The organism is Nonomuraea sp. IBHARD001, assembly GCF_056106265.1.
The window spans coordinates 3,948,217-3,966,364 of record NZ_JBWBBW010000002.1 but is presented as its reverse complement, the minus strand read 5'-3'; the positions used below and the strand labels follow the sequence as shown (position 1 = coordinate 3,966,364).

Below are 18,148 nucleotides of genomic sequence, written 5' to 3'. Positions count from 1 at the left end.
GACTCGGCCCTTCGCGTCTTGCGCCGGTCGCGGCGCCTAGGAGGCGCCCAGCCTTGGCACCGCCTCCAGCAGCGAACGCGTGTACTCGTGCTGCGGATCGCCCACCACGCTCTCCGCCAGGCCGACCTCCACCAGCCGCCCCTTGTGCATCACCGCGATGACGTCGGACACGTAGCGGACCACGGCCAGATTGTGCGAGATGAACAGCATCGACAGCCCGAGCGTCTCGCGCAGCGACCTGATCAGGTTCAGCACGGCGCCCTGCACCGACACGTCCAGCGCCGAGGTGATCTCGTCGGCGATGAGCAACTGCGGATCGGCGCCCAGCGCCCTGGCGATGGCGATGCGCTGACGCATGCCGCCCGACAGCTCCCTGGGATAGCGCCCGGCCACCGCGGCGGGCAGCGAGACGAGGCCCAGCAGCCGCTCCACCTCGGCCGTCCTGGCCTGGCGGGTGGCCGCCCGCACCCCTTCGGCGATGGAGGCGCCGACCGTCATCCGGGGGTTCAGCGAGGCGTAGGGGTCCTGGAACACCATCTGGACCCTGGCCGGGTCCACACCGGAGATCGAGCCCTTCTGGCCCTTGACCAGGCCGCACACCGCCTTGGCCACGGTGGACTTGCCGGAGCCGGACTCGCCGACCAGGCCGACGATCGAGCCGGGCGCGATCTCCAGGGTGAGGTCGTCGACCGCGGTGAAGTCGCCGAATCGCACGCTGAGCGAATCGATGATCATGAAGCCTCCCAGCACGCCACGCGGTGCTGCTTGCCGTACTCGGACAGTTCGGGGCGCCGGGCCGAGCACGTGGGGGTGGCCAGCGCGCAGCGCGGGGCGAAGGCGCAGCCGTCGCCGAGTGCGCCGACCTCGGCGGGCGAGGGCTGACGGCCGGGGATGCTGGCCAGCGGGAGCGACCTGTCGGTGTCCATGGCGGGCAGCGAGGCGACCAGGGCCCTGGTGTAGGGATGTGCCGCGTTCGTGAGCTCGGAGACCGGCAGTTCCTCCACGACACGGCCCGCGTACATGACCACGATCCGATGGCACAGCTCGCCCACCACGGCGATGTCGTGCGAGATGAACAGCACGCCCGCGCCGCTCTCGTCGCTCACCTCGCGCAGGAGGGCCAGGATCTGGCGCTGCACGGTGACGTCGAGCGCGGTCGTGGGCTCGTCCGCGATGATCAGCTGGGGATTGCCCATGAGGCCCATCGCGATGACCGCGCGCTGGCGCATACCGCCGGAGAACTCGTGCGGATGCTGCTTGGCCCGCCTGCCGGGTTCGGGGATGCGCACGTGCGCGAGCCGGTCGACGGCCCTGCGCCAGCCCTCCTGCTTGGTGGCCTTCTGGTGCACGATCGCCACCTCGGCCAACTGGCCGCCGACCTTGAGGGCCGGGTTGAGCGAGGCCATCGGGTCCTGGAAGACCATGGCCATCCGGGTGCCGAGCACCTTCCTGCGCTCGGCCGGCGGCAACGCGTCGACCTCCTGCCCGCACAGCCGCATCGGCCGCCCGCCCACCACACCCGGGTACGGCACCAGCCCGCCGATGGCGTAGGCGGTCAGGCTCTTGCCGCTTCCCGACTCGCCGACCACACCGACGATCTCGCCCGGCATCACGGTCAGCGAGACGTCACGCACGGGCGTGATGCCGCCGGGGAAGGTGACGCTCATGTCGCGCACCTCCAGCACGGCGCCCTCACGGGCGGGCTCGGCGTCGCCCGCGTCCACGACCGGAGCCGCGACCCGCTCACCCTTGACCGGCCGTACGGCGGTGCGCGAGGCCGACCTGGCCAGCGCCTCCCCCACCAGGTTGAACCCGATGCCGGCCAGCGCCACCATCACCGCCGGGCCGATCGCCACGGCCGGGTCCACATAGATGCGCCCGATGCCGTCGAACAGCAGCCTGCCCCAGTCGTAGTCGGGTGGCTGCACGCCGAGGCCGAGGAAGGACATCCCGGCCAGGCCGAGCAGGCAGCCGCCGATCATCGTGGTCAGGTTGAGGATGAGCGGCTCGGCGATGTTCGGCAGCACGTGCCTGGTGACGATCTTGTACTTGGGCACCCGCAGGAGCCGTGCGGCGGCCACGTAGTCGGAGCCCGCGACCGATGCGGCGAGGTTCTGGGTGAGCCTGGCGAATCCCGGCGCGATGGCCACGCCGATGCCGAGCACCGCCCCCCTCGCCCCGAGCCCGGCGACGACGGCCGTGAACATGGCCAGCAGCAGCCCGGGGAAGGCGACCAGCGCGTTGACGGCGCCGGTGACGAGCCGTCCGGCCCGGCGCGGCAGCACCGAGGGCAGCGTGCCGAGCACCACGCCGATGAACGCGCCGACGAGGGTGGCGATCGAGGCCAGGATCAGCGAGAACCTGGTGGCCACCAGCACCCTGGCCATGACGTCGCGGCCCAGGTTGTCGGTGCCGAACAGATGCTCGGCCGACGAGCCCTGCAGAATGGCCGAGGGGTTCATCGCGGTGGCCTGATCCCCCCAGATGGGCGGCACGACGACGGCCAGCACCAGCATGACCACGACGATGGCGAGACCGGCAAGCCCGGAGGGGGTCCGCATCAGCTCTCCTTGATGGTCGACTTGGGGTCGAGCACGCCCAGCAGCAGGTCGACGGCCAGGTTGACGACGAGCACGATCGCGCCGTACACGAGGATCACGCCCTGGGCCACCGGGTAGTCCTTCTGCGTGATCGCCTCGGTCATGCGCTGGCCGAGTCCCGGCCAGTTGAAGACGAACTCGACCAGCACACTGCCCGCGATGAGCCCGCCGAGCAGCAGTCCGCCCGTGGTCAGCGTGGCGTTGAGCGCGTTGGGCAGCACGTGCCGCAGGTTGACCCGGACGGCGGGCAGCCGCTTGGCCCGCGCCAGGCGCACGTAGTCGGCGCCGAGTTCGCGCATCGTCTCGACCCTGGTCAGGCGGGCGATGAGCGCGATCGGCCCGATCGCCAGCGCGAGGACGGGCAGCACGTACGACAGCGGCCCGTCCTTGCCCGCGGGCGGGAACCAGCCGAGCGTGATGGCGAAGATCACCACCAGGATGATCGAGTACAGGAACTCCGGAACGGCGACCGCGGTGCCCGTCCCCGTGACGAACGCGGTCTCGGTGCCCCGGTTGCGGCCGTTCTCGGTGCGGATCGCGGCCCACATGCCGAGAGGCACGGCCACGACCAGGGCGAGCGCCGTGGCCAGGAGCGCCAGGCTGAGGGTGTTGGGCAGCCGGGTGGCGATGACCTCGCCCACCGGCTCCCCGTTGAGGAAGGACACGCCGAAGTTCCCGGTGAACACACCCTTGAGGTAGTTCAGGAACTGCAGCGGCAGCGGGTCGTCGAGACCGAGCGCCGCCCTGCGCACGGCGACCAGTTCGGGCGGGGCCGTGGGGCCGAGCGCCGCCCTGACAGGGTCGCCGGGGATGAGGTGGATCATCGCGAAGGTGGCGACCATCAGGGCGGCCAGCCCCGCGACGAACCTGGCCAGCCGGCGCAGCAGGAACAAGGTCAGCTCGCCTCCGTCATCCGGATCGAGGTGGGCACCACGAGGCCGGACAGCAGCTGCAGCTTCGCGCCCTTGGCGGCGACGATCGCGGTGTTCTCGGCGACGGGCACGAGGTCGGCGGCCTCGAACAGGGCCGACTCCGACTCCACCCAGAGCTTGCAGCCCTCCGGGCCGGGGATCGTCGCGGCCTTGGCGATCAGCTCGCTGTAGCGCTTGTTGTCGAGGAGGGCGAAGTTGGCGCCCTTGGGCGCTCCCGGACCGGACAGGAAGCCGGTGAGCTGCGAGGGCAGTGCGACGCCGATCGGCAGCCAGACGACGTCCCAGTCGCCGGTCACATTGAGCAGTTCGGGCAGCTTGGTGTCGATGACGCCGTTGAGCTTGACCTCGACGCCGATCTTCTTCCACTCGGCCGCGAGGTACTCCGCAGCGGCCAGGATGCCCGGCCCCCTGGTCGTCACGAACAGGTAGCGCAACGTGAAGCGCTTGCCGTCCTTGGCCCGGAAGCCGTCGGCGCCGAGCGTCCAGCCTGCGGCGTCCAGCGCGGCGGTGGCCGAGGCGACGTCGTAGGCGGGCACGTGGCCGGTGACGCTGTCGCCCTGGCAGGGGCGCGGCTCCATGACGAGGCTGGTGACGGGACGGCCGGTGCCGCCGGTGGCGATGCCGGCCAGCTCCTTCAGATTGACCGCCTGGGTGAGCGCCTTGCGCACGGCCGGGTCCTTGGCGGGCCGGTCATCGCCCTGGTGGTAGAAGAACTGGCCGTTGCCCGCGCCGGTGACGTTGATGTTCATCCCGGGAGCGGCCTCGACGCGCGGCCGGTCGGCGCCCATGATGACGGCGCTGTTCAGCCCGCCCGACAGCAGCAGGTTGGCCGCGGTCTGCTCGTTGGGCACGATCTTCAATGTGACCTTGGCCGGCAGGCCAGGCGTCTTGTCGGTGACGCCCTCGGCCCCCCACAGGTAGTCCTTGCGCCGGGTCAGCGTGTAGTGGTCGCCGGGCACGGCCTCCGACAGCTGGAACAGCCCCGACCCGGACGTCTGCCTGGCCAGCACGGAACGGTCCTTCAGCCCCTTGCCGCACACCAGGAAGACGTCACGGGCGCTCTGCAGGATGAAGGCGAACGGCTCGGGCGTCGACAGGGTGACCGTGCCCGCCGCGTCGTCGGCCGTGGCCTTGAGCCCCACCGGTACGAACACCCCGTACAGCGGCGACTTCGAGGCCGGGTCCGCGACGTGGTTGAAGTTGGCGGCCACGTCGGACGGCGTCACCTTGGAGCCGTCGTTGCACGTGACGTCGCGTCGCACGGTGAAGGTGACCGAGTCGGGCTTGACGTCCCACTTCTCGGCGACCCTCGGGATGATCGTCCCGTCGGCCTTGGAGGCGACCAGGGTGTCGTAGGCGTAGGTCAGGACGTTGTTGGTGACCGACAGCACTGCCTGCGCCGGATCGAGCGCGCCGGGATCGGCGTTGATCGCCGCTGTGAAGGTGGCGTTCTCCGCGACGCCACCCTGCGCCGACCCGCTCGAACCGGTCGAACCGCCACCGCAGGCGGTGGCGAGCAGTCCTGTCGCGGCGAGGACCGCCGCCGTTGTGGTTCTGTTCATGAGGACTCCAGGCTGGTGGGGGTGGCCCCCACCCTCCCTTTTGGCCTGGCCCGATTCTTCGTCCACTACGACAAAAGGGTGCGAGGCGTTGGTGCGGAAGACCCAACGACCCCCCGCCCGCATGCGAAAGGCCTCACCCGGGCGGTGTCACCCGCCCCGGAGAGGCCTCTGACGGCGACGACCGGGCTCAGTGCACGCGGCCGAAGATACGCATCTGCAACATGGCGGCCAGCCTGGCCTCCGGGTCGGCCAGTTCGAGCCCGCTGATCTCCGCCAGCCTGCGCAGCCGGTAGCGGAAGGTGTTGGAGTGCACGTGCACGGCCGACGCCGCCGCGTTGACGTCGCCGAAGCTGTCGAGGTAGGCGCGCAGCGTGGCGACGAGTTCGGTGCCGTGCTCGGCGTCGTGCTGGATCAGCCGCAGGTAGGGGCCGCTCGGCGTCTGCTCCTCCGCCGAGGCCAGGTCGCCCAGTTGCAGCAGCAGCGACTCGAAGTGCACGTCGCTGTAGCCCGCCACCGCGCCCGCGTCGCCGCGTGAGCGCAGCACGCGCAGTGCCCTGTCGGCGTCGGCCCTGGACCTGGCCACCTCCGACAGATTGGCCGCGAGCCTGCCCACGCCGATGTTGGCCGGATGGCGCGGCCCGACCCTGGACAGGAAGCTCTGCGCCACCCGCACCGCCCTGGCCTCCTCCTCGCCGCTGGCATGCAGCGGGAGCACGGCGTAGGCGACCGAGCCGACGAGCGCCGCCGCGGCCTTGGGATGGATGGCCCCGACGTGCAGCGACAGCGCGTCGCAGAAGCGCTGCCTGTCCGACTCGTTCTGCGCGGAGTCGGCATAGGCCTCGGCGCTCTCGCGCGCGCCCCGGCCGGGCTCGCCGTACGGGACGGTGCTGAGCTGGGCGGCCAGGACGCACAGGCGTTCGCTGGCGACGCCGAGGCGACCGGCGGCCTCGGCGGCGTCCCTGCCGCCCTCGAGTACGGTCGACAGCAGGTCGGCGCGCAGCCGTCTGCGGGTGTCGGCCCCGGCGCGCTGGCGCAGGAGCTGCAGGGCGACGATCTTCGCCGCGTCGGCCAGCGCACGCTCGCGCTGCTCGCTGAGCGGCTCGTGCACGGCGGCCCAGATGGAGCCGAGGATCTCGTCGCCCGACCTGACGGCCATGGCGACCCGGGGCAGGCCGTCCGGGATGTCCATGAAAACCGGGCCCGCGCTCTGGTACAGCTGCCTGAACCAGCCCCGCTCGTCCAGCATGCGCTGGTAGCGCTCGGGCACCTGGCGGCCGAGCACGGTCTCCACCCGGCCGGGGTCGGCCTCGTCCTGGCGGCCGGAGTAGGCCAGCACGCGCGAGGAGCGGTCCTCGATCGTGACCGGCGCGTCGAGCAGCGCGCACAGGGCGTTGGCCAGCGAGAACAGATCGTCGGGCGGCGCCTCGCCCGGCTCGGTGAGGTCGCCTTCGGCCAGCAAGGACCGCAGCAGCGCAGCCACCTGCGACCAGGAGGCGGCCCTGGTCAGGCCGAGCACGGCGACCCCGGTCTCCAGCACCTTGGCCCGCACCCGCTCGTCGACCGCGACGGGTTGCTTGATCACGATGCCGGAGCCCGAGGGCGCCGCCTCCAGCAGGGCGCAGATGCGCTCGGCGCTGTCGACCCCCACGCCGAGCAGCAGGCCGCCCGAGGGCAGCAGCAGCTCGTCGAGGGGGTCGTAGATGTGCACGCCTGTCACCTCGGCATCCAGACCGCCGGGCGAGGCGGCCACGTCGAGGACAGTGCTGCCCAGGTCGTCGAGGATCCGACGGAGACTGGCCCGAGGCCGAGTCGTCATCTCCTCACGATAGTGGGTGAACAGCGACATCAGCCGCGCAGGTCGTCTATGGCCCTGCGGGCCGCCGCGCCGATGACGGCGTCCGCCTTGGGCTGGCGCATGCCCAGCGACTCGGTGCGCACGAAGACCGCGGCGGCGTAACGCCTGCCGTCGGGGTACTCCAGGACGCCCGCCTCGTTGCGCACCCCGAACAGGGTTCCGGTCTTGGCCGAGATCTTCACCTCGTCGCCGAAGCCGGACGACAGCCGGTGCGGCCAGATCTGACGGCTCATGACCTGCCTGACCTCCGCGCACGCCTCGGCGGGTCCCGCCTCGTCGCGCCAGATGGCGGCCAGCATCGAGGTGACCTCGCGCGGGGTCGAGCCCGAGGTCCGCAGCGGGTCACGGCACGACAGGTCGCGGAAACGCTCCGGGTCGACGCCTTCGAGCTCCTCCTCCGAGCTCACCCCGAGATCGGACAGCACCGAGCCCAGGAGGGTACGGCAGTCGCCGATCAGGCGGGTGTGCTTGAGGCCGAGCCCGGCGAGGGTGGCGTTGATGTTGTCCACCCCCACCTTCTCCATCAGCACGTCGGTGGCGGCGTTGTCGCTCATCGACATCATGAAGTGGGCCAGGTCGCGCAGGGACAGCTCGATCGCGTCGTCGCAGCCGGAGGTGCCGATGCCGCCGTCGCGGTGCGCCGGGGTGACGGGCAGCCGCTCGGTCCTGGACAGCACGCCCGCCTCGGCCTGGCGGGCGTACTCCAGCAGGACGGGGATCTTGAACACGGAGGCGAGCACGACCGGGTCGTCCCCGTTGTGGCTCACCTCGCCGTCGCCGTCGATCTCCCTGACGTGCACGAACCCCTCGGCGCCCGCGGCCTCGAACAGCTCACGCACGCCGCACCGCCCTGCTGTTGTGCAGGTAGGCGGCCACGCCGTCCTTGAGCACGAAGGTGATCACCGCATGGCCGCCGCCCTCGGGCTCGGCCTGGATGAAGGAGTGCCCGCTCAGGTGGAGGTACCTGTCGGTCTTGCCGCTGACGCCCGCCTGCCGCATGAACTCGCCAGGCACCAGCGTGACGTCCAGACCGCCGTCGGCCGCCGTCACCTCGTAGCGCGCGGTCACGGCGGCGTAGGCCCCCGTGTACGGCGCGGGGTCGACGTCCTCGGGGTGCTCGGGCGGGGTCGGCAGGGTGGGGATGTCCAGGTCGGTCAGCTCGCCGATGATCGGCAGCACCAGGTCCTGGATCACACCGAGGAAGTCGCCGCCGTTGACGCTGATGGCGATCGAGGCGCCCGCACCCGGCAGGATGCGCCAGAACGTGCTCTGCCCCACCGTGCCGCCGTCGTGGCCGTAGACCTGGCCGCCCCAGTCGAACAGCTCGAAGCCGAGCCCCCACTGGTCGGCCAGCAGGTCGCGCACGCCGGGCACGTCGACCTGCGGGGTGGTCATGGCCTGGACGGTCTCGGCCTTCAGCAGCCTGGTGCCGTCGGCGGTGACGCCGCCGTCGAGGAACATACGGCCGAACCGCACCAGCTCGCGCGGGGCCAGGCACATGGTCGAACCGGCGGGCGCGTTGGAGCGCGGCATCTGCCAGTTGCGGTTGAGCACGTTGTCCGGGCCGAGATGCCCGGCCGCCGTGCGGAACAGGATGGCCTCCTCCGGCAGCAGGCCCACGTGCGTGACGCCGAGCGGGTCGAGCAGCCGCTCCTTCATGGCCTGCTCCCACGTGCCGCCGTGCACCTTGGCCGCGACCGCGCCGAGCACGACATAGCCGGAGTTGCAGTACGACATCAGCTCACCGACGTCGTGCACCTGGGCGGCGTCGTGCAGGAACCTCACATACAGCTCGACGCAGTCGTCGCCCCTGCCGGTGTCCTCGAACAGGTCGCCGTCGAAGCCGCCGGTGTGGGTGAGCAGGTTGCGGATCGTCACGGTACGACTGGTCTGCTCGTCGGCGACCGCGAAGTCGGGCAGGTAGGTGCGCACCGGCTCGTCGAGGTCGATCAGCCCCTCGTCGACCAGGCGCATGATGAGCGTGGCGGTCCAGATCTTGGTCGTGGAGCCGACCTGGAACAGGCTGTCGGGGGTGGTCTCGACGCCGCTCTCGCGGTTGACCACGCCCGAGCCCGCCTCCAGCAGCTCGGTGCCGGTCCACACGGCGATGGCGGCGCCGGGCACGTTGTGCTTGGCGAGGGCCTCGTCCAGACGCTTCTGCAGTTCCATCGTCACTCCTCAGGCGATCTTGGGGGTGGCGCGCACGCCGATGTGGACGTAGGGGGAGCCGTCGTCGAGCCGGTAGAAGACGGCCGAAAGCCACGCGGGCGAGCCTTCGGGGCGGCCGACGAAGGTGGAGTCGTCCACCGGGATCAGCTCGAAGCTCATCGGCTTCATCGCGGCGGCGAGCGCGCCCGTCGCCTCCATCAGCACGCTGAGCACGCCGTCGTCCTCGGTGAAGGTCATCCGCGAGCCCGCACGCTCGTACACGCCCGCGTACGGTCGCACGTCGACCTCGACCGGCTCGTCGGGCGGGCCGAGCGTCGGGGTGACGGCGAGGTTCTCCAGCTCGGCGAACAGCTCGGTCGCCAGGGCCGAGAAGAAGGCGCCGCTGTGCCCGCCGTTGACCAGCGCGCACACGACCGTGCCCGAGTCGGGAAGCATCCACAGCATGGCCGACTGGCCGATGGTGTTGCCGCCGTGGTTGACGACCGTGCGGCCCTCCCACTCGTCCAGGATCCAGCCGATGCCCCAGTGGCCGCCGAGCGCGTGCGGGTTGGGGATGGCGACCTGCGGCTGCCACAGCGCCTCGGGGTTCTTCAGCAGCCTGCCCTCCAGATGGGCGCGGCCGAAGGCGACCACGTCGGCGGGCCTGGCGCTGATCAGCCCGGCCGGGCCGCACGAGCGCATGAGGCTCCACGTCGTGACGGGGGCGCCGTCGTCGTGGCCGGTGGCGGCACGGAAGCGGATGACGTCCTCGGGCAGCGTCCAGGTGTGGGTCAGGCCGAGCGGCTCGATGATCTGCTCGCGCAGCGCCTGGTCCCACGTCTTGCCGGTCAGCCGCTCGATGACGCGCCCGGCGACGATGAAACCGGAGTTGCAGTAGGACTGGGTGGCGCCGAGCGGGTGGTTCTTGGCCAGGTCGGCACAGGCGGCGACGTACTTCTCGATGCAGTCGTCGCCGCGCCCGGTGTCGAGGAAGAGGTCGCCGTCGATGCCGGAGGTGTGGGTGAGCAGGTGCCAGATCGTCACCTGCTCCGTCAGCTCCGCGTCGGCCACCTCGAACTCGGGCAGCACCTCCTTGACCGGGGTCTCCAGCGTGAGGCGGCCCTCCTCCACGAGCTGCATGATCTGCGTGGTGGTCCAGACCTTGGTGACCGAGCCGATCTGGAAGAGGGAGTCGGTGGTCACCTCCACACCGGTGCCCTTGTTGAGCACGCCGGCGGCGAACTCGTGCAGCTCGCCGTCGTGGTAGTACGCGAGGGCCGCTCCCGGCACCTCGTATGCGGCGATCAGCTCGGCGAGCCTGTGACCCATTGCTCCAGCCACGCGATGATCCTCTCGTTGTAGTCGAACCTGTGCGAAGGTCGGCCGTTCAAAATGAAAAGGTGGGATCCGCCGGGATAGCGGACCAGGCGTGCGGGCACCCCGCGCTCGCGGAGTGCGGCGAACCACTGCTCGGCCTGGCCGACCGGGCATCTGTCGTCGTTCTCGCCGTGCAGCAGCAGGGTGGGTGTGCTGACCTCGGCGACGTGGGTGAGCGGCGACTGGGCGGCGATGTCCTGCCCGCCGCACTCGTACATCTTCAGGTAGTACCCCGCGTCGGAGGTGCCGCCCATGCTGGTCAGGTCGCTGACGCAGCCGCCGGGGATCGCGGCCTTGAACCGGTCGGTCTGCGTGGGCAGCCAGCACGAGACGTAGCCGCCGTAGCTGTAGCCGGTCAGGCCGAGCCGGTCGGGGTCGGCCACGCCTTCGGCCACCAGCGTGTCGATCGGGCTGAGGAAGTCGCCGGTGTCGGCCACGCCCCAGGCGCCGAGCGCGGCGGTGTAGAAGGCCTCGCCGTAGCCGTCGCTGGCCCTCGGGTTGACGGTGAGCACCGTCCAGCCGCGCGCGGCCAGCACCTGGTGGTAGAGGTGCACGCCGTCGAACACCGGTGTCCAGGCGTTGTGCGGTCCGCCGTGCGCGTCCAGCAGCAGCGGGCCCGGCTCGGTGCGCGATTCGTCGCGCAGGACGAAGCCCTCGATCGGGGTGCCGTCGGGAGCGGTGAAGATCTGGCTGCGGGCGGTGAACAGCTCGACGCCGTCGAGCCGGTGGTCGGTCAGGGCCTCGTCGTCCAGGTACACCTCGCCCGCCGAGTGCGGGGACGCGGCGACATAGGCGATGTGGCCTGCGGCGATGCTGACGCCGGAGACGTTGAGGTCGCCGCCGACCACCTTGACCGCACGCGCCGAGCCCTCGGCCAGCCGGTACAGATGGGTGAATCCGCCGTCGCGTGCGCAGAACAGCAGGTCGGAGCCGTCGAGCACGGGGACGGCGCCGGGGTAGCCGGGCGCGCCGACCATCACATTGCGGTCCAGGCCGGTCTCGATCTCGCTCAGGCCGCCGGGGCCGAGCTCGAACAGGCGGACGTGGCCGACGGGGTCGCCCGAGAGGCCGGCCAGGATCAGGCGCTCGCCGTACCACCAGGCTCCGGCGCAGATCACCTCGTCGTCGGTCAGGCGTCTGGGCTCGCCGCCGCCCGCGTCGACGCTGTAGGCCGAGCCGCCGACCTTGAGGTCGCGGTCCGGGTCGGTGTTGGTGGTGAAGAGCAGTTCGCGCCCGTCGGCCGACCAGGAGGGCTCGCTCACGTGGTACTCGCCCTTGGTGAGCTGGGTGCTCTCGCCGGTGGCCACGTCGGTGACGAACAGGTGGACGGTGAGGCCACGCAGCAGGCCGGTGCCGTCGGCCTTGTACTCCAGCGTGTCGGCGACGACAGGGCGGTGCGGGTCGAGGTCCCCGACCGGCGCGGCGAAGGCGATCCTGGTGCCGTCGGGCGACCACACCGGCGTGCCGGCGCCGAGCGCGGCGGAGGTCAGCACACGGGGCTCGCCGCCGTCCATGGGCAGCACGTGCACCTGCGCCTTGCCGTCGACCGGCCGGACGAAGGCCAGCTGACGGCCGTCGGGTGACCAGCGCGGGGAGGAGTCGCGCCGGCCACCCGTCAGCCGCCTGGGCTGCGCCGCGGGCGCCGCGGCGAGCCAGATCTCGGACCGGTTCTCGTCGGATTCTCTGTCGGCCGTCGTGCGCACATAGGCGACGGCGCCTCCGTCGGGGCGCAACCGAGGATCGGAAGGGGTGGCGAGACGATAGAGGTCGTCCAGGTCAAGGCGGGCCATGCCCGAACCGTAGGCGGCTTCTCACCGCTCTTCTTCGGACGTGACGACGAACACACCGGGGTCCGGTTGTCCGTGTGACCAAAGGGGGGCGACGGAGGCTCAGGCGGTGGTGGCGTCCTCGGCCGCCAGGAGGCGGGTGACGCCGAGTGCCGCGTCGCGGCCCGCCCGGTTGGCGCCGATCGTGCTGGCCGACGGCCCGTAGCCGACGAGGCGCAGGCGGGGTTCGGCCGCGACCGCGGTGCCGTCGACGCGGATGCCGCCGCCGGGCTCGCGCAGGCGCAGCGGCGTCAGGTGGTCGAGGGCCGAGCGGAACCCGGTCGCCCACACGATGACGTCGGCCTCGCGCGTGGTGCCGTCGGCCCACACCGGCCCCCCGGGCGTGATGCGCTCGAACATCGGCAGCCTGCGCAGCGCGCCGAGCTCCAGCGCACGTCTGACGAGCGGCGTGCGGACGCCGAGCCCGGTCACGCCGACCACGCTCTGCGGCGGCAGCCCGAGACGCACCCGTTCCTCGACCCGGGCGACGGCCTGTCTGCGCGCCTGTTCGTCGAACTCCTCCTCGCGCAGCACCGGCTCGCGCCTGGTCGTCCACAGGGTGTCGGCGGCCACGCCCGCGACCTCGGCCAGCACGTGCGCCGCCGACGCCCCGCCGCCGACCACGACCACCCGCCTGCCCGCGAACTCCCGCGGCCCCCGGTAGGAGGCGTAGTGCAGCTGCCGCCCCCCGAAGTCACGCGCCCCCGGATAGTAGGGCCAGTACGGCCTGCTCCAGGTGCCGGTGGCGTTGACCACGGCACGCGCCGCCCACCGCTCGTCGACCACCAGCCTGCCCTCGCCCCTGCGCACCGCCCGGACCGCGACCGGCCGCTCCACCCGCAGCCCGATCTCGGCCTCGTAGGCGGCGAAGTAGGCCGGGACGACGAGCGCGGCGGCCCCGGCGAGGTCGGGCTCGGCCCGCCGCCTGACCCCCGGCAGGTCGAACACACCGTGCACCTTGTCCATCGTCAGGCTCGGCGACCGATGCCGCCACGCCCCTCCCGGCCCCGCACCGGCGTCCAGCACCAGCGGCTCATGACCGAACCTGCGCAGGAAGTAGGCGCTGGACAGCCCCGCCTGTCCCGCCCCGATGACCACGACGTCGACCTCGTCCACAGACGATGCAACCGAGGCGCACGTGTCCGCATTCCGGAATGTGATTCCCACCACAGGAAGGGGGGCCCAAAAACCGGACACTCAACACTTCACGGAATGGCGACGGGGCATTTCGCAGGGCCGAACTCGATTCTGTTAACCCATTATTCGCCCACCCGCCCGCACGGCCGGGGATGGCATTGGATAAGTTTCTTAACAGTTATCCTGTTCGCTGCTGAGAATCGGGGTTCCCGGCATGCCTGCCACACTCACCAGACCACGGTCAAGACCGCCGCAGGAGCAGCTCCAGACGTACCTTCCGGAGCCGCCCGACGACACCGAAATATCACTCTATTTCGGTGCGCAACACCGCTGGGTGTTGCTCGCCGTTCCCTTGTCGCTGACATTCACCGCAGGCACTCTGTTTCTGTTCTCTTTACGCCATCCCGTTCTGCTGCCCTTTCTGCTGGCGCTCGTACTGAACCTGGCCGGTTGGGTCATGTCATATATCGACGGACAACGGCAACGGGCCACGACTTGGGAGGCGCACCAACTGCTGGTGCGTTCCTGGCGGCCGGAGAAAGCGCCCGACGTGGACGTCTTCCTGCCGACCAGAGGTGAGCCTCTGGAGATCCTGCGCAACACCTTCACCCATGTGGCCGCCCTCAGGTGGAACGCTCCCGTCATCGTCTGGGTGCTCGACGACGCCGCCCGCGAGGAGGTCGCCGACCTCGCCGGCGAGTACGGCTTCCGCTACAGCTCACGCCCGGACCGGGGCCACCTGAAGAAGGCGGGCAACCTCAACCACGGCCTGTCCATCAGCGACGCCGAACTCGTCGCGGTGTTCGACGCCGACTTCTGCCCCAGGCCCGACTTCCTTGAGCACCTCGTGCCCTACCTGGAGGACCCCCAGGTCGGCATCGCCCAGTCGCCGCAGTACTTCGACACCGGCGCCGACCTGCCCTGGATCCAGCGCACGGCGGGCGCGGCCCAGGAGATGTTCTACCGCTGGCTGCAGCCCTCGCGCGACGCCGACGGCGGTGCGATCTGCGTCGGCACCAACGTCGTGTACCGCCGCGCCACGCTGGACGCGGTCGGCGGCTTCCCCAAGATCGACCACAGCGAGGACATCTACACCAGCGTCGCGCTGATGAAGCAGGGCTACCGCACCAAGTACGTGCCCGTCCTGCTGGCCAAGGGGCTTTCGCCGGACAACGTCGGCACCTACATCGCCCAGCAGTACCGCTGGGCGATGGGCTGCATGAGCCTGCTGTTCAGCCGCGACTTCCACCGCACGCCGATGGCCTGGCGCGTGCGCGTGTCGTACTGGAGCGGGTTCCTCAGCTACTTCGTCTCCGCGCTCAACATCGCCGCCGTGCCGCTGCCGGGGCTGATCATGCTCTACTTCTACCCGCAGGACGTGCGGGCCTGGCACATGATCCCGTTCGTCGGGCCGCTGTGGGTGGCGCTGGTGCTGCTGCCCGCCATGTCGGTCAGCCGCTGGCGCTTCGAGGTGATCAGGGCCCAGACGCTCTACGCCTACTGCCATCTGTTCGCCATCTGGCACGGGTCCAGGGCCCACGTGTCGGCCTGGGTGCCGAGCGGCGCGGGCGCGACCAGATCCGGGCTCGTCTCGCTGATCAGCAGGATCGCCGTCGCCTGGCTGGCCTCGACCACCGCCGCCGTGTGGATCGGCATCGCGCTCAAGGCCCCCGTGTACGGCTGGCACCACTACTGGGCGCTGACCGCCTTCGCCGCGGCCAGCACCTACATCGCCCTGCCGCTCGTCCGTGACCTGTGGAGGTTCGCCCGATGAACCGGCTGCGATGGCCAGAGGCCCTGGCCATCAGCACGTTGCTCCTGCTCGCCGTCGTCGTGGCCACCGGGTGGGCCGTGCTTCCCCCGCTGACGCCATGAGCGCGCTGCCGTTCAGGGCCGACGTCGAGGGGCTGCGCGCGGTCGCGGTCCTGGCCGTGCTGCTGTTCCATGCGAGCGTGCCGGGGCTCGGCGGCGGGTTCGCGGGCGTCGACGTCTTCTTCGTCATCTCCGGGTTCCTCATCACCGGGCTGCTGGTCGGCCAGGAGCGTTTCTCGCTCATGGAGTTCTACGCGCGCCGGGCCAGGCGGCTGCTGCCCGCGGCGGGCGTGGTGCTGGTGGCCACGGCGCTCGGCTCCTGGCTGGTGCTCGGCGCGCTGCGGGCGAGCGACGTGGCGGCCGACGTGGTCGCCTCGGCGCTGTACCTGGCCAACTGGCGCTTCATCGCCGCCCAGACCGACTACCTGGCGGCCGACCGCGACCCTTCGCCGCTGCTGCACTTCTGGTCGCTGGCGGTCGAGGAGCAGTTCTACCTGCTCTGGGCGCCGCTGTTGCTGCTGGCGGCGCTGCTGGCCCGGCGTCACCGGCGCAAGGCCGTCGCGGCGCTCGCCGCCCTGATGACCGCGGGCTCGTTGTGGCTGGCGCTGACCTGGACCGGGCCGCTGGCCTATCTGGCCTCGCCCAGCCGTGCCTGGCAGTTCGGCGTCGGCGCGCTGGCCGCGCTGGCGCTGCCGTACGCGGCCAAGGCCGGGCGGCTGACCTCGGCCGGGCTCGGTCTCGCGGGGGCGGCGGCGCTGGGGTGGGCGATGGTCGTGCTCGACGGGGCCGGGTCCTATCCCGACCTGACCGCGCTGGCGCCCACACTGGGCACGGCGGCCGTCATCCTGTTCCGCTCCCCGGTCTCGGCGCTGCTGGCGCTGCCGTGGATGCGGGCGATGGGACGGCTGTCGTTCTCCTGGTACCTGTGGCACTGGCCGGTGCTCGTGCTCACCGAGGCGGTGACGGGCGAGCTGGCCTGGCCGCTCCGGCTGGCGCTGGTGCTGGGCTGCGCGCTTCCCGCGTGGCTGACGCTGGTCCTGGTGGAGAACCCGGTACGGCGTTCCGCGGTGGCGGCCGAGCTGCCCAGACGCGGTCTGGCCGTCGGCCTGGCGGCGATGACGCTTCCCGTGACGTTCGCCCTGGTGCTCGGCGGCGCGGCCGTGCCCGACACCGCGCCCGCCCAGGCGGTCGTCAAGGAGGTCGGCGTCGACGCGGTCGCCGCCAGGTCGGACTACCCGCACTCCCAGGGCTGCGAGATCGAGCTGACCGCGACGACGAGCCCGCCGTGCCTGTTCGGCGACACGGCGAGCAAGGACCGCATCGTCCTGATCGGCGACTCGCACGCCGGCCAGTGGTTCGCCATGGCCGAGCGGATCGCCGCGCGCCGGGGCTGGGCCCTTGAGGTGCTGACCAAGCCCGGCTGCCCGCTGGCCAGGCTGACCGTGGTCGACCCCAGGCTCGGCCGCCGCTACGCCGAGTGCGACGCCTGGCGCGAGAACACCCTGGACCGGCTGGCCGCCTCCTCTCCCCCACGGCTGGTCATCCTGGCCTCGCTCAACGCCTACACCGGTGACGCGGATGCGGTGCGGGAGGGGTGGGAGGCCACACTCGGGCGGCTCTCGCGGCTCGGCGCTCCGCTGGTGTACCTGCGTGACACGCCGATACCCGGTTTCGACGTGCCCGCCTGCCTGTCGAAGGGCGAGGCGTGCGCGTTCCCGCGTGCCGTCGGGCTCGGGCGCGACCGGCTGGCCGAAGAGATCGCGGCCAGGCGCAGGCCCGGTATGTGGCGTCTCGACGTGACCGATCTGGTCTGCCCGACCGCCTCCTGCCCGGCCGTACGCGACGGCGTCGTCCTCTACCGCGACGACGCCCACCTCACCAACACCCTCGTGGTACGGCTGGCGCCGAGGATCGAGCAGGACCTGGAAGACCTCGACCTGATCCCCACGGTCCTGTGAGGCGGCTCATCGCACTGGCGCTGCTGGCGGCGGCGCTGTGCGCATGCGTTCCGGCGCAGGGCGAAGGCGGCTGGCGCGAGGTGTTCCGCGACGACTTCGACGGCCCGGCCCGCACACCGGTCTCGGCCGAGCGCTGGCTGCACGACATCGGCACCTGCTATCCGGGCTGCCCGGCTCCCCAGTGGGGCACCGGCGAGGTCGAGACGATGACCGACTCGGTGGACAATGTGGCGCTCGACGGCTCCGGCCGGCTGGCGATCACCCCGCTGCGCGAGGGCCAGGCGTGGACGTCCGGCCGTATCGAGACGCGCCGTGCCGACTTCAGGCCGCCGCCCGGCGGTGTCGTACGGGTGGCGGCCAGGATCGCGCTGCCCGACGTCGCGGGCGAGCAGGCGGCGGGGTACTGGCCCGCGTTCTGGATGCTCGGCGCGCCGATGCGGGAGGGCTACACCGGCTGGCCCGCCATCGGCGAGATCGACGTGCTGGAGGCGGTCAACGGCAGACCGGCCGTGTTCGGCGCCATGCACTGCGGGACGCTGCCCGTCGGGCCGTGCAACGAGCCGACCGGCCTGTCGTCGGGCGAGCGGCCGTGTCCCACGTGTCACGGGTCCTTCCACGACTACGCGATCGAACTGGACGAGCGCGAGGTGCGCTGGTACCTCGACGGCGTGCTCTTCCACACGGTCACGGCGGCGAAGGTGGGGGCCGGGACCTGGCGCAAGGCCACCGGCCACGGCTTCTTCCTCATCCTGAACGTGGCGATGGGCGGCGGCCTGCCCGGCGCCTTCGGCGGCGGCCCGACGCCGGCCACCGTACCCGGTCGGCCCATGCTGGTCGACCACGTGAGCGTCAGCGTCCGCGAGGGCGGCTGACTCGGGGGAATCGGGGGCGGGCGCGGGTCCGGGGCACGTGTGCCCGGGTCCGCGCCCGCTGATTTCCTG

13 protein-coding genes are annotated in these 18,148 nt (G+C 71.5%); 3 read left to right on the top strand and 10 right to left on the bottom strand.

The annotated features are described in order from the left end of the window. Nucleotides 1–36 precede the first annotated feature (36 nt). The 10 genes from ACTWNK_RS20110 to ACTWNK_RS20065 all read right to left on the bottom strand — a co-directional run bounded on the left by ACTWNK_RS20110 (nucleotide 37) and on the right by ACTWNK_RS20065 (nucleotide 13,416). Nucleotides 37–735, bottom strand: coding sequence for an ABC transporter ATP-binding protein (locus ACTWNK_RS20110; RefSeq protein ID WP_474305907.1), 699 nt, complete (start codon nucleotides 733–735; stop codon nucleotides 37–39). Beyond that, nucleotides 732–2,561 carry a dipeptide/oligopeptide/nickel ABC transporter permease/ATP-binding protein gene (locus ACTWNK_RS20105; RefSeq protein WP_474305906.1) on the bottom strand — a complete coding sequence of 610 codons (1,830 nt, stop codon included), beginning with the start codon at nucleotides 2,559–2,561 and terminating at the stop codon, nucleotides 732–734. Before ACTWNK_RS20105 ends, ACTWNK_RS20110 begins: the two co-directional genes overlap by 4 nt. Further along, nucleotides 2,561–3,493, bottom strand: a complete 933-nt coding sequence (locus ACTWNK_RS20100) for an ABC transporter permease (protein WP_474305905.1) — start codon at nucleotides 3,491–3,493, stop codon at nucleotides 2,561–2,563. Before ACTWNK_RS20100 ends, ACTWNK_RS20105 begins: the two co-directional genes overlap by 1 nt. A 2-nt stretch (nucleotides 3,494–3,495) precedes the next feature. Continuing rightward, nucleotides 3,496–5,094 carry an ABC transporter substrate-binding protein gene (locus tag ACTWNK_RS20095; protein WP_474305904.1) on the bottom strand — a complete coding sequence of 533 codons (1,599 nt, stop codon included), beginning with the start codon at nucleotides 5,092–5,094 and terminating at the stop codon, nucleotides 3,496–3,498. A gap of 187 nt (nucleotides 5,095–5,281) precedes the next feature. Further along, a complete protein-coding gene (locus ACTWNK_RS20090) occupies nucleotides 5,282–6,910 on the bottom strand; it encodes a PucR family transcriptional regulator (protein WP_474305903.1) in 1,629 nt (542 codons plus the stop codon). Nucleotides 6,911–6,939: 29 nt separating this feature from the next. Next, the gene (locus ACTWNK_RS20085) at nucleotides 6,940–7,788 is read right to left on the bottom strand and encodes a serine hydrolase (protein WP_474305902.1); all 849 of its coding nucleotides are present in this window, start codon (nucleotides 7,786–7,788) and stop codon (nucleotides 6,940–6,942) included. Next, a complete protein-coding gene (locus ACTWNK_RS20080) occupies nucleotides 7,781–9,118 on the bottom strand; it encodes a serine hydrolase domain-containing protein (protein WP_474305901.1) in 1,338 nt (445 codons plus the stop codon). Before ACTWNK_RS20080 ends, ACTWNK_RS20085 begins: the two co-directional genes overlap by 8 nt. A 9-nt stretch (nucleotides 9,119–9,127) precedes the next feature. After that, nucleotides 9,128–10,438, bottom strand: coding sequence for a serine hydrolase domain-containing protein (locus ACTWNK_RS20075; protein ID WP_474305900.1), 1,311 nt, complete (start codon nucleotides 10,436–10,438; stop codon nucleotides 9,128–9,130). Then, on the bottom strand, nucleotides 10,402–12,264 hold the full coding sequence (locus tag ACTWNK_RS20070; RefSeq protein WP_474305899.1) for a S9 family peptidase: 1,863 nt from the start codon (nucleotides 12,262–12,264) through the stop codon (nucleotides 10,402–10,404). The genes ACTWNK_RS20075 and ACTWNK_RS20070 overlap by 37 nt, the downstream gene beginning before the upstream one ends. Before the next feature lie 99 nt (nucleotides 12,265–12,363). Further along, the gene (locus ACTWNK_RS20065; RefSeq protein WP_474305898.1) at nucleotides 12,364–13,416 is read right to left on the bottom strand and encodes an FAD-dependent oxidoreductase; all 1,053 of its coding nucleotides are present in this window, start codon (nucleotides 13,414–13,416) and stop codon (nucleotides 12,364–12,366) included. Between the two features lie 478 nt (nucleotides 13,417–13,894). On the opposite strand from ACTWNK_RS20065, the gene ACTWNK_RS20060 reads away from it, so the two are divergent. The 3 genes from ACTWNK_RS20060 to ACTWNK_RS20050 all read left to right on the top strand — a co-directional run bounded on the left by ACTWNK_RS20060 (nucleotide 13,895) and on the right by ACTWNK_RS20050 (nucleotide 18,079). Beyond that, nucleotides 13,895–15,211: a glycosyltransferase family 2 protein gene (locus ACTWNK_RS20060; RefSeq protein WP_474305897.1), complete on the top strand. Its 1,317-nt coding sequence runs from the start codon at nucleotides 13,895–13,897 to the stop codon at nucleotides 15,209–15,211. 97 nt (nucleotides 15,212–15,308) lie between these two features. Then, a complete protein-coding gene (locus ACTWNK_RS20055) occupies nucleotides 15,309–17,207 on the top strand; it encodes an acyltransferase family protein (protein WP_474305896.1) in 1,899 nt (632 codons plus the stop codon). Further along, complete coding sequence (locus tag ACTWNK_RS20050) at nucleotides 17,204–18,079, top strand: glycoside hydrolase family 16 protein (protein ID WP_474305895.1); 876 nt, start codon at nucleotides 17,204–17,206, stop codon at nucleotides 18,077–18,079. The genes ACTWNK_RS20055 and ACTWNK_RS20050 overlap by 4 nt, the downstream gene beginning before the upstream one ends. The last annotated feature ends 69 nt before the right edge of the window (nucleotides 18,080–18,148 follow it).